This window comes from Synechococcus sp. MEDNS5 (genome assembly GCF_014279875.1).
Classification (GTDB): domain Bacteria; phylum Cyanobacteriota; class Cyanobacteriia; order PCC-6307; family Cyanobiaceae; genus Synechococcus_C.
The window spans coordinates 190,485-202,801 of sequence record NZ_CP047952.1 but is presented as its reverse complement, the minus strand read 5'-3'; the positions used below and the strand labels follow the sequence as shown (position 1 = coordinate 202,801).

Genomic DNA, 12,317 nt, shown 5'->3' with positions numbered 1-12,317 from the left:
TTATTCATCATTTGCTTTTTATCGCTTCTGCTTCCCTCTTGGTCCAGGCCGAGGTGCAGAGGATGCGGTTGCGATCGCAGCGGTCGGCATAGCGCGTCGCGATCTCCACCACTTCCTTGAGCAGGCCGTCATCGAGGGTGGTGGGATTGAGTCCCAGCTCGATGAAGCAGCGGTTGTCCACAATCAGATCGTTTTCAACGGCTTCGTTGCGTGGATTAGGAAGATTGTTCACCTGAGCTCCGGTGAGGGCGGCGACCTTCTTGGCTAATTCACCCACCTGATGGCTTTCGGTCATCTGGTTGAAGATCTTCACCCGCTCGCCCTGGGTTGGAGGATTCTCCAAGGCCAGCTGCACACACTTCACGGAATCGCGGATGTGGATGAAGGCGCGGGTCTGGCCGCCGGTGCCGTGCACGGTGAGGGGGTAACCGATCGCCGCTTGCATCAGGAAGCGGTTGAGCACCGTGCCGTAATCGCCGTCGTAATCAAAGCGATTGGTGAGGCGCGGGTCGCGGTCGGTGGCATCGGTGTTGGTGCCCCAGACGATCCCCTGGTGCAGGTCGGTGATGCGGACCTTGTCGTTCTTGTTGTAGTAGAGGAAAAGCAGCTGATCGAGCGTCTTGGTCATGTGATAGACGCTGCCCGGGCTGGCGGGATGGAGGATCTCCTCCTCGAAGCGGCTGCCGTCGGGCTGGGGCACCTCCACCTTGAGGTAGCCCTCAGGAATCGTGGCGCCGCGGTGGGAGCCATAGCCGTAGACGCCCATGGTGCCGAGGTGCACCACGTGGATGTCGAGCCCGCTCTCCACGATCGCGGCGAGCAGGTTGTGGGTGCCGTTGACGTTGTTGTCGACGGTGTAGCGCTTGGTGGCGCTGCTCTTCATCGAGTAGGGAGCAGCGCGCTGTTCGGCGAAGTGCACCACTGAGTCGGGCTTTTCCTCGATCAGCAGATCGAGCAGTCGCTGGTACTCATGGGCGATGTCCATGTGCTCGAAGCGCATCGGCTTGCCGCCGATCTGCTCCCAGGCCTTGAGACGCTCGCCGATGGTGGTGATCGGGGTGAGTGATTCCACCTCCAGATCGATGTCGATCTTGCGCCGGCTGAGGTTGTCCACGATCAACACGTCGTGGCCCTGATCAGCGAGATTCACGGCACAGGGCCAGCCGCAGAAGCCGTCACCACCAAGAACGAGAACTTTCATGAATTTAGAGTTTCTTCGATTGAAATGATCTAGAAAAATCTGTAAACTCGTAAACTATAGCATTTCTGCAATTGATCAATGCGAAAAGCATATGCTCTTTAATATTTTCAGGAATGCGATCGTATTTCAAAAATGCAAAGTCCGCTGGAGTGAAACTTATTGACTTCTAGTGAAATTTTTATTTGTAGAATCTGGCACCATTTTGCATTAAGCAAATGTATTTTATTTGTTTAAAAAATAAAATCACCCTATCCGTAAAATTTTATTGTTGATCTCGTTTTGATATGTTTTTATTGTACTTAACAGGCCTTCTGAAAGGGTAATTTTTGATTTCCATCCCAGTAATGAGAATCGACTTATGTCTAACTGCTTTTTGGGTGTCCCGTCTGGTTTTGTAGTATCCCAGAGTATTTCACCGCTATATCCAGTAAGGTTGGATACAAGTTGAGCTAGCTCTCGGATGCACAGGTCAACTCCAGTCCCCACATTTAGATAAGCCTGTTCTTCTTGCGATGGACTCCAGTTCTCTAGGGCAAACATGCAAGCGTCGGCGAGGTCGTCCACATGCAAAAACTCACGGAGCGGTGAACCAGTGCCCCAGCAGGTCACACTTGGAGAATCGGCTTTTGCAGCCTCATGGAAGCGGCGGATCAGGGCTGGTAGCACATGGCTGTTGGTGGGGTGGTAGTTATCGCCCGGCCCATAGAGGTTTGTGGGCATCAAGCTGATCGCATCAAAGCCGTGTTGCTGCCGCAGGGCTTGGCATAGTTTGATGCCTGCGATCTTGGCGATGGCATACCACTCATTCGTTGGCTCCAAAGCTCCGGTGAGTAGCGCTTCTTCCTTGATCGGCTGATCAGCGAACTTTGGGTAAATACAGCTGCTGCCCAGAAACAACAGCCGCCGCACCCCAGAACGCCAGGCCGTTTCGATCACATGGGTCTGGATCTTGAGGTTCTCCAGCAGAAAGTCCGCCGGGTAGCTGCTGTTGGCCCGGATACCGCCCACCTTGGCAGCTGCGAGCACCACCACCGTGGGTTGATGCTTCTCAAACCAGGCCTCCACGGCGGGGCCATCGAGCAGGTCAAGTTCAGAGCGGGTGGCAGTGAGCAGTTGGGGATAACCACCACGCTCGAGAGCACGGCAGATGGCACTACCAGCCATCCCCCGGTGGCCGGCTACATAGATGCGATCAGCTGGGGTGATCAGGGAGCTCACGCTGCGCCTCCAGCAGCCTTGATCGCTTCAGGGTTGGTGGGCGGGTTTTCCATCGAACCGACCACTGCAAAGCCCTTGCGTTTGAGATAGGCCTCTTTTTTGGCGTCGTCCCGGTCTGCGGTCACCATCTCTGCCACGAGTTCTTCGAGCGTGGTGGTTGGAGTCCAGCCCAGCTTCTCTTTGGCCCTGGTGGGATCACCCAGCAGCGTTTCCACCTCAGCAGGGCGGAAATAGCGTGGATCAATGCGCACCACCACCGCGCCGGTGTCGGCACGGCTGCCGGTTTCTTCGAGGCTCTCGCCCTGCCACTGGATGCCGCCCCAGCCCAGCTCAGCTGCTGCCAGTTCAATGAAGCGCCGCACCGACTCCTGCCGACCGGTGGCGATCACGAAATCTTCCGGCGGACCTTCCTGCTGAAGCATGCGCCACTGCATCTCCACATAGTCGCGGGCATGTCCCCAGTCGCGCAGGGAATCGAGGTTGCCCATGAACAGGCACTGCTCCAGCCCCGCATCGATCCGCGCCAGGCCGCGGGTGATCTTGCGGGTCACGAAGGTTTCGCCTCGGCGCGGGCTCTCGTGGTTGAACAGGATGCCGTTGCAGGCATACATCCCATAGGCCTCGCGGTAATTCACGGTGATCCAGTAGGCGTAGAGCTTGGCTACGCCATAGGGACTGCGCGGATAAAAGGGGGTGGTCTCCTTTTGAGGCACCTCTTGCACCAGTCCGTATAGCTCGCTGGTGCTGGCTTGATAGATGCGTGTTTTGTTTGTAAGTCCCAGCATCCGCACCGCTTCCAGGATGCGCAGGGTGCCGAGCGCATCGGAATTGGCGGTGTATTCCGGCGCCTCAAAGCTCACCGCCACATGGCTCTGGGCGCCGAGGTTGTAGATCTCATCAGGCTGCACCTGCTGGATTATCCGAATCAGGTTGGTGCTGTCGGTGAGATCGCCGTAATGGAGGACCAACCTTGGATCGCTCTCGTGAGGATCCTGGTAAAGGTGGTCGATCCGGGTGGTGTTGAAACTGCTGGCCCGGCGTTTGATGCCATGCACCTCATACCCCTTTTCCAGCAACAACTCCGACAAGTAGCTGCCGTCTTGGCCGGTGATGCCGGTGATCAGGGCGGTTTTGGCGGGGGGCATAACGGAGGGCATTGAATATTAAGACAGTCGTGCAGGGACAACATTTCTGCCTGCAGTCACAGCGGACGGGAGCGGTGCTCAACCGTCTCTGCTGTGACGTGGTGTTGAGAGTGTGCCATGGCTTCGGAGCCAATCCAAGACACGGCACCGCAGAATCGCAGCAGAGCAGGCGCAGACGGCTGTGCACCCGACCCCAACGCAACCCCCGGCAGCTGGGTGTCGCGTACGTTCGGCTCCATGAAAACGTTGATCCATCAACGACGCCGCACAGCAGCGTGGCTGGGAAGTGCTGTACTGGCTAGCAGTTTCGGGCTGCCGGCAGCCATGGCGCAGCAGCAGTTGCAGCAGACCCTGGAGCTGCGCGAATCGGTGAGCGAAACGGTCACGACCACTACCCCAGGGAAGTCCCCAGCGCCGCGGCCGATCCCCACCGCCCCCATCCAGGACGCCTACATCCTTGGGCCTGGGGATGCGGTGGTGGTCGAGCTGCTGGATGTGCCCGAATACTCCGGGGTGTTCTCGATCGGCCCCGACGGCACCCTCTACCTCCCCCGCCTGCGCTCCCTTTACGTTGAGGGGCTCACTGTGGAGGAGCTGCGCTATTTCCTCACCCAGCAGTTCAGCGCCTACGTGCGCGATCCCCAGGTGTTCGTAAGCCCGGCCGCCTACCGGCCGATCCGCGTGTACATCGGCGGTGAGGTGCAACGACCGGGCTATTACTACCTCTCCGGCCAGCAGGGGGTGGTGGGCTTAGAGAAAACACTCGCCACCACCTCGCCCGGCGCCACCAATCTGGCCACAGGCCAGGTGGGAGTAGCCGGCCGTGCTGCGACCGCAGGCATCACAAACAATCCAGCTAATCAAGTGGGTCCTCAGATTCAAGGCGTGAAGATCAATAGAGGCTTGCGCCTTCCCACCGTGTTTGATGCCCTGCGCACCGCCGGCGGCGTCACCCCTTTCTCCAAGCTGAGCGAGGTATCCGTCACCCGCAAGCGCCCCCTCAGCATTGGCGGCGGCAAAATGCGAACCCAGCTTAATTTCCTCGAGCTGATCACCGACGGCAACGAAACCCAGAACATTCGCCTCTTCGATGGCGACACCGTGGTGGTGGCCCGCTCGCCGGTGGAGTTGCGCGAGCAGATCATCAAGGCCGGCCAGACCAACCTCAGCCCCGATTTCGTGCAGGTGTTCGTCACCGGGCGCGTCCGCTCACCCGGCTCCAAGGTGCTGCCCCAGGGCGCTTCCCTCGATCAGGCCCTCGCTGCCGCAGGCGGCCAGAAGTTGTTGCGCGGCCGGGTGGAATTCGTTCGCTTCAATCGTGACGGCAGCACCGACAAGCGCAAATTCTTCCTGGGTGGAGCCAATCCTGCGGGGTCTTACAAGAATCCGATCCTGATGGCCGGCGATGTGGTGCGCGTGAACGAATCACCCCTCTCAGCCACCGTCACCGTGCTCAACGAACTCACCGGCCCGGCCGTGGGGATCTATTCGGTGTACAGCCTGTTCCGCGATTTCCAGTGATGACCAGCGCCCCCGCCGACCAAACCCTGCTCGCCCAGCCCGGCACCGATGACGAGATCGACCTGCGCCAGGTGCCCGGTGCCCTGGTGCGCCGCTGGCCCTGGATCGTGGTGGGAGGTTCTCTAGGCCTCCTGATCGCAGGAATTCAACTGGCCCGCACCAAACCGGTGTATCAAGGCGAATTCCAGATCGTACTTTCAGGAGAGAAGGCTGGTGGGGCAGCCGCCCTGTTCTCCCAGAATGCAGCCCTGGCAGGTCTCGGTGGAGCCGGCGGCAACGATTCGATCGCCACCGAGGTGCAGATCCTCAACAGCCCCTCGGTGCTGCTGCCCGTGTTCGATGCCGTGAAGGCACGCAAACCACCTGAGGTAGCCAAGGCGATGCGTTTTCAGGATTGGGCCAACTCCGCGATCACTGCGGAAGAGGAGAAGGGCACCTCCGTGCTCAACGTGGAATTCCGCGACACCGACGAACAGCTGGTGCTACCGATCACGCGCATGATCTCCCAGGCCTACCAGAGCTACTCCAACCGCGGCCGCTCCCGCGAGCTCAACAATGTGATCGCCTACCTCCAGGCCCAAATTGCCCAGATCAAGCCCCAGGCGGAAGCCAGCAGCCGCGCCGCCCTCGACTATGGCTATGCCAACGGCCTCGGCCTGCTCGATGGCCTGCCCCTCGCTGGCAACGTGGCCGGTACCGGTGTGTCGAAAGATGGCGTTGGTTCCGGCGCCTCGGTGGGACGCAGCGGCGGCAGCGTCGAAGCCGCCCGCACCGCCGCCCAGCAGAAGGTGAAGGCCCTTGAGGTGCAGATCCAGGAGGCCACCAAGGCCGGCGCCGGCTCCCTCTACTTCGCCTCCCAGCTCGCCTCCCTCACCGATAAGTCGTCGACCTTCGACCAGCTCACCTCGGTGGAAACCCGACTGGCCGAGCTGCGCTCCCGCTTCAAAGACAGCGACCCCCTGGTGCAGAAGCTCCAGCGCGAACGCAATACCCTAGTGCGTTACATCAACCAGCAGACGATCGCCCTGCTCAAGGGGGAGCTCGACCTGGCCAAGGCCAACCTCCAGGCCCTCGATCGCCCCAAGGATGTGGTGAGCCGCCACCGCGAACTCACCCAGCAGGCCCTGCGCGATGAAGCCACCCTGGTGACCCTGCAGAACCAGCTCAAGCAGTTCGAGTTGGAACAAGCCCGCGCCACCAGCCCCTGGGAGCTGATCTCCACCCCCACCCTGCTCGACAGCCCCGTAAGCCCAAGCAAGAAGCGCACCCTCGCCCTCGGCCTGCTCGCAGGCCTGGTGCTGGGCAGCGGTGGTGCCCTGGTGAGCGATCGCCGCAGCGGCCGCGTGTTCAGTAGCGACGAACTATCTCGCGACCTGCCCGGTCCCCTGCTCGAACGGTTGCCCTGCCAGGGCGAGCTCGCCCCGCAGGCCTGGAGTGGCCCGATCCAGCTGCTCGCCGATGGTCCCCTCGCCGCTTCCAGTCTTGGCAGTGGTGCGGTGGCCCTGATCCCCGTGGGCAGCCTTGATCCAGCCGCCCTGGAGGCCTTCAGCGCTGAGCTGCGCCGCGCCCTCGGTAGCAGCCGTGAGTTACTTATGAGCCGCGATCTGCTCGCGACCCGCGCCTGCAGCACCCAGCTGCTGCTCACCGCCCCTGGCGCCGCCAAGCGGGAGCAGCTGAGACAGCTGCGCGAACAGCTCTCCCTCCAGGCTGGGCCCGTGGCCGGCTGGGTGTTGCTCGACACAGAGCTCGAGTCCGGGCTCGACGCCTGAGATCGTTCATGGCTCGTTTACTCATCACCGGTGGTGCCGGCTTCATTGGCAGCCACACCTGCCTGGTGATGCTCGACGCCGGTCACCAGCTGCTGGTGCTCGACGACTTCTCCAACAGCTCCCCCATCGCCCTGGAGCGCGTGCAGGAGCTGTCGGGAATGCCTCCCGGTACAGATCGCCTCGAGCTGGTGCGTGGCGATCTGCGCGATTCGGCCTTACTCGAGCGGGTGTTTTCAGGCGCCTCGGCCGCCGGCTCCCCGATCGAGGCGGTGATCCACTTCGCCGGCCTCAAGGCCGTGGGTGAATCCGTCGCCCAGCCCCTGCGCTATTGGGATGTGAACGTGGCAGGCTCCCGCGCCCTTTTGAGCGCCATGGACGCCCACGGCTGCACGGTACTGGTGTTCAGCAGCACGAGCACGGTCTACGGCGAGCCAGAGGTTTTCCCTCTCACTGAAACCAGCCCCACCAACCCCATTCACCCCTACGCACAAACCAAGCTAGCCGTGGAGCAGATGCTGCACGCTCTGTCTGTGTCAGCCCCCTGGCGCGTTGCTGCCCTGCGTTATTTCAACCCCGTGGGCGCCCACCCCTCGGGACGCATCGGTGAAGACCCTCTGGGGATCCCCAACAATCTCTTCCCCTTCATCACCCAGATCGCTGCTGGACGACTGAAGCAACTCAAGGTCTTCGGCAACAGCTACCCCACCCCCGATGGCACCGGCATCCGCGATTACCTTCATGTGATGGATCTGGCGGAGGCCCATAGCGCTGCTGTTGAGCACCTGCTTCAGGCCAATGCCCCCACCTCCCTCACGCTCAACCTGGGCACAGGCCAAGGGCTCAGTGTGCTGGATGTGGTGCATGGCTTTGAAGCCGCCACAGGCATCACCATCCCCTACGAAGTGGTGGAGCGCCGCCCCGGCGATGTGCCCAAGCTGGAAGCCTGCCCCAAGCAGGCGGAAGCATTGCTCGGCTGGAAGGCACGGCGCTCCCTGGCCGACATGTGCCGCGACGGCTGGGCCTGGCAATCGGCCAACCCCCAGGGCTACCGGGGGCCGGCTTGATGACGACAGAGAGGGTGCGGTTGGTGGGGCGCGCAGGACGCCCCCAGCGCTGGCTCGCTTCGGTGGGGGCCGGGGCCCTGCTGGGGGCGGCAGCGGGAGCTGTTGCGGGTGCCCCCCTCCGCGCTCAGGTGGTGTGGGAACCGGTGACCCCCAAGCAGGCGGAGGAGTCGCAGATCCTGGTGCCGGCCGTGGATGGTGGTGGGCCGGTCGTTTGGGAGCCGGTGGAGGAGCCCAACAGCGACGCTCTCGGGAGCCGGGCACAACCCTCGGCGTCAGACATCCCTCAAACCGTGGTCTGGGAGCCGGTGCCAAGCAGCGACAGCGAAACCCTCGCTGGCGAGCCCACCACCATCACCACCCAGGTGGTGTGGGAACCGGTGCCCAGCAATGAAACGATCGCCGAAGACGCCGGAAGCACCGAAAGCATCACCGTTGAAGAATCCACCACCGTGGTGGTGGAACAGCTGGAAGCACCGCCGCCTGAGGCGCTTGCGATCGAGCAGGACCAACCCAGCCGCGTGCCCGAGCTGCCTCCGCCGCCTCCACTACAGGCACTCAATCGCTCGATTGCCTATGGCGATGGGCTCGTGGGGCCGGATATCAGCTGGAACATTCCAAACGGCTTTCGCTGGAGCCAGCGCTGGTTTGGGGATGCCACGATCAGAGGTTTTAGCCGCAGACCGGAAGGCAGCGATTTCTTTGCCTGGAACAACGGTGATGCCAACGCAATAATCAGCGCAAACATCATTCAAACCACAAACTGGAGCTTGGGGCTCAACACCTCGTTTCGAAGTGTTTTTCAGGGTGAAGGTGCAGCCGGCGGCACGACAGCTCTTGGTGAGGGCGTTTCAAGCGGGTTTCGAATCGCGCGGCAGATCGGGGACACCGGCGGCATCGCCTTTGGCGGTGAACAAATCCTGCAGTGGGACGAATTCACCGATACAGGTAGAAACTTCTACCTGATGGCCTCGAAGGGTTGGTGGCTGGGCAATGACGGCAAGGATTATCCGCTGGTAATCGCCAATGGTGGCTTCGGCACCACCAAATTCGCCCAGAACGAAAACCTGCAATTTGCTTGCATCAACAACGTGCAAGATCGTGAAGGTTCGTTCGCGATAGACAACAACATCTGCTGGGGGCCGATCGGCTCGGTTTCAGTTGTGTTCAACGAATGGTGGGGTGTATTTCTGGAGTACAACAGTTCTGAATCCATTCTGGGGACATCCCTGAACCTCACCGGTGGCATCCCCATGCGACTCACATGGGGCGTGAATTTCGCCCGCAGAGACCAAGTCATTCCAGCCGACGAATGGAATTGGGTGTTTCGCGCAAGCGTCGGCTTTTGATTCCCCGCACACTCTGGATCGCCTGGCACCAGGGTCTCCAGACAGCCCCGTCTCTCGTGCAGGCCTGCAGCCGGCGCTGGTCCGCGCTCAACCCCTCCTGGTCGGTGCGGGTCGTCACGTATGACAACTGGTCAGACTGGCTTCCCGCAGCTGCCTTGCAGCGTTACCACACCCTGCCCGAGCTCAAACCAGCCCATCAGGCCGACTGGTTGCGCTTGCAGTTGCTGCTTCACCATGGCGGGGTGTGGGCCGATGCCACCGTGCTCTGCCGCCAACAACTGGATGCATGGCTACCGAACCGTTGCGAAGAAAGCTTCTTCGCCTTTGCCAACCCGGGGCCCGATCGTCTGCTCTCGAACTGGTTTCTGGCCAGCAGCCCCGATCACCCCCTGATTCAGCACTGGAGCAAGCGCTACGAGCAGTTGCTGCGATATCCGCGGCCCAGGTGGTGCAAGCCCCTGCAGAAACCGCTGCGGCGGTGGCTCAAAACCCATCTCAAACATTCGCCCCACGCCGCGCGCATCTGGTGCCACCCCCTCACCCATCGGCTCAGCGCCCATCTGCCCTATTTCGGCCAGCACTACTGCTTCGCAGAGATCATCAGAACCCAGCCGTCCCTGCGGGTCCTCTGGCGCTCGGTGCCGACGCTGTCCGCTGGGCCCTGTCACTGGTTGCAGCACCATGCCGATGGAGGCGACGCCGGGAGCGGGGCAGCACCACGCAACAAGCCCACCCTGGATCAGGCACCTGTGTTCAAGCTCAACCGTCGGATCAACACCCCCGACCAGGCGGGAGTGCGAGCGGAACTGGAGCACAACGATGGCGGCGTCTGATCAGCATCTGCTGCTGGCCGGTGGCGGCCACAGCCACGCCCTGCTGCTGCGCCGCTGGGCCATGCAACCGCAACGCCGGCCGTCGGGGTTGATCACCCTCGTGAGCCGAAGCCGCACCAGCCTTTATTCCGGCATGATCCCAGGCCTGATCGCCGGAAACCACCAGCGAGACGAAGTGAGTCTCGATCTCGCCGCCCTGGCCGATCGAGCCGGCGTCGCCTTCGTGCAGGCGGAGATCACGGGGATCGATCCCCAAAGCCAGCAGCTGCTGCTGCAGGACCGCCCCGCCCTTCACTACGAGCGCCTCAGCTGCAACCTCGGCTGCATCACCCCGGCACTGGACGACAGCCAGGCAATCAACACCGTGGCGATCAAGCCCCTGGAGCCAGCCCTGGTCTGGCTGGAAAGCCAGGATGCTGAGAGCGGTGCTGCTGCTGATCTCGTTACTCCGGCACAACCCTTCACGGTGGTGGGGAGTGGTCTGGCGGCGCTGGAGGTGGTGCTCGCCCTGCGCCGGCGCTGGCCCCAACGCCGCCTGCAGTTGCAAGCCCGCAATTCGGGTCGCCTGCCGGCCTCCCTGCGCACCGCCCTGAGGCGCGCCCGAATCCACCTGCTGCCTGCCGATCAAGAGCGCCGCGGCCCCGTCCTCAACTGCAGCGGCAGCCGTGCCCCCGCCTGGCTCGCCGCCAGCGGCCTGCCCTGCGATGGCCGAGGGCGCCTGCGCACCAACCCCAGCCTGCAGGTGCTCGGCCATCCCGAGGTCCTCGCCGCCGGTGATTGCGCCGTGATCGACGTGGCTCCCCGGCCGCCCTCCGGCGTCTGGGCCGTGCGTGCTGCCCTGCCTTTGGCCCGGGTTCTGGAGGCCCTGGCGGCTGGCCGCAGACCACCCACCTGGCAGCCCCAGCGCCGTGCCCTGCAACTGCTGGGAAGTCGGACTCAGGCCTGGGCCCTCTGGGGGACGCTCTGGTTTGGTCCGCAGCGCTGGCTCTGGCGCTGGAAACAACGCATCGACCGCCGCTTCATGGCGCGCCTGCAGCCGCGCTCAGCCATGGCCAGTGCCGCAAAAGGTGGGGAACAAGCCATGCTCTGCCGCGGTTGTGCCGCCAAGCTGCCAGCCCAGCCCCTGCAACGGGCGCTGGCCAGCGCCGGCCTCGATCGCCTCGGCCACCTGCCGGAGGATGCCCAGTCTCTGGGCTTTGATCATCAGGGCCAGTTGCTGTTGCAGAGCGTGGATGGCTTCCCCGCCCTGCTCAGCGATCCCTGGCTCAACGGCCGCATCACCGCGCTGCATGCCTGCTCAGACCTCTGGGCCTGCGGTGCCCTGCCCCGCTCGGCCCAGGCGGTCGTGACCCTGCCGGCCGTGGCCGAAGGCCTGCAACAGCAAATGCTCAGCCAGACCCTGGCTGGCATCCGCGACTCCCTCAGCGAACAGGGCGCCGACCTGATCGGCGGCCACACCCTGGAAGCGCGCACCACTGGCCCAGAAGCCACGCCAAACCCGATCAGCCTGGGGCTGCAGATCAGCCTCAGCGTGCAGGGCGCCGTTGCATCCGAGCGCTTCTGGCCCAAACGCGGCCTGCAAGCCGGTGATCACCTGTGGTTGAGCCGTCCGCTCGGCACCGGCGTGCTGTTTGCCGCCGCCATGGCCAGTGCCGCTGCGCCCACCCACCTGGAGCAGGTGCAGCGGCAAATGAACCGAAGCCAACATGAGCTGGTGGAGGCACTCCAACAGCTGATGACCGCCAACCCCGGCTCCATCCATGCCGCCACCGACATCACTGGCTTCGGGCTGCTGGGTCATCTGTTGGAGATGCTGCCGCCCGATCGCTCACGCCGCCTCCAGCTCCATACCGAACGAATCCCGGCCCTGCCCGGCGCCCTCTCCCTTTTGGAGCGCGGCGTCGCCAGCAGCCTCGCCCCTGCCAACCGACAGGCCTGGAGCGCTCTGGACCCAGCCGGCGATCAACCAGCCGCCGTCACGCTCCAGCTGGGGGCGATGACGGCAGGCAGCAATGCCCACCGAGCCCTGCTGGAGCTGTTGGTGGATCCCCAGACCTGCGGCCCGCTGCTGATCGCCTCGGATCCTGGCCTCAATGGGGCCCTAACCTCACTCCCAGCCGATCTCCATCCCATCGGCGTGGTGATCTGAACGCAGAAAACGCATAAAAAAACGATGCAGAGGCCGGATCACAAGACAAACAACCAAAAGCTGTTCGTCCT

General features: G+C 62.8%; 9 protein-coding genes. 6 read left to right on the top strand and 3 right to left on the bottom strand.

Annotated elements, in window-relative coordinates; genetic code table 11:
- Positions 1 to 7: 7 nt before the first annotated feature.
- From SynMEDNS5_RS00960 to gmd, 3 genes are all read right to left on the bottom strand, one after another.
- Entirely contained in the window at positions 8 to 1,201 is a 1,194-nt protein-coding gene (locus SynMEDNS5_RS00960) for an NAD-dependent epimerase/dehydratase family protein (RefSeq protein WP_186583908.1), read from the bottom strand.
- 243 nt (positions 1,202 to 1,444) lie between these two features.
- Positions 1,445 to 2,419, bottom strand: coding sequence for a GDP-L-fucose synthase (locus SynMEDNS5_RS00955; protein WP_186583907.1), 975 nt, complete (start codon positions 2,417 to 2,419; stop codon positions 1,445 to 1,447).
- Positions 2,416 to 3,564 (bottom strand): GDP-mannose 4,6-dehydratase, encoded by a 1,149-nt coding sequence (gene gmd / locus SynMEDNS5_RS00950; protein WP_186583906.1) that lies wholly within the window; start codon positions 3,562 to 3,564, stop codon positions 2,416 to 2,418. The genes SynMEDNS5_RS00955 and gmd overlap by 4 nt, the downstream gene beginning before the upstream one ends.
- A 117-nt stretch (positions 3,565 to 3,681) precedes the next feature.
- Here gmd and SynMEDNS5_RS00945 point away from each other — a divergent pair, with 117 nt between their 5' ends.
- Genes SynMEDNS5_RS00945 through selD form a run of 6 tightly spaced genes read left to right on the top strand, consistent with a single transcriptional unit; the run spans position 3,682 to position 12,246 of the window.
- Positions 3,682 to 5,085, top strand: a complete 1,404-nt coding sequence (locus SynMEDNS5_RS00945; protein ID WP_255440217.1) for a polysaccharide biosynthesis/export family protein — start codon at positions 3,682 to 3,684, stop codon at positions 5,083 to 5,085.
- Positions 5,085 to 6,854 carry a Wzz/FepE/Etk N-terminal domain-containing protein gene (locus SynMEDNS5_RS00940; RefSeq protein WP_255440216.1) on the top strand — a complete coding sequence of 590 codons (1,770 nt, stop codon included), beginning with the start codon at positions 5,085 to 5,087 and terminating at the stop codon, positions 6,852 to 6,854. The genes SynMEDNS5_RS00945 and SynMEDNS5_RS00940 overlap by 1 nt, the downstream gene beginning before the upstream one ends.
- A gap of 8 nt (positions 6,855 to 6,862) precedes the next feature.
- Complete coding sequence (gene galE / locus SynMEDNS5_RS00935) at positions 6,863 to 7,918, top strand: UDP-glucose 4-epimerase GalE (protein ID WP_186583904.1); 1,056 nt, start codon at positions 6,863 to 6,865, stop codon at positions 7,916 to 7,918.
- Complete coding sequence (locus SynMEDNS5_RS00930) at positions 7,918 to 9,264, top strand: hypothetical protein (protein ID WP_186583903.1); 1,347 nt, start codon at positions 7,918 to 7,920, stop codon at positions 9,262 to 9,264. The genes galE and SynMEDNS5_RS00930 overlap by 1 nt, the downstream gene beginning before the upstream one ends.
- Positions 9,261 to 10,097 carry a glycosyltransferase family 32 protein gene (locus tag SynMEDNS5_RS00925; protein ID WP_186583902.1) on the top strand — a complete coding sequence of 279 codons (837 nt, stop codon included), beginning with the start codon at positions 9,261 to 9,263 and terminating at the stop codon, positions 10,095 to 10,097. Before SynMEDNS5_RS00930 ends, SynMEDNS5_RS00925 begins: the two co-directional genes overlap by 4 nt.
- Complete coding sequence (gene selD / locus SynMEDNS5_RS00920) at positions 10,084 to 12,246, top strand: selenide, water dikinase SelD (protein WP_186583901.1); 2,163 nt, start codon at positions 10,084 to 10,086, stop codon at positions 12,244 to 12,246. The genes SynMEDNS5_RS00925 and selD overlap by 14 nt, the downstream gene beginning before the upstream one ends.
- Positions 12,247 to 12,317 lie beyond the last annotated feature (71 nt).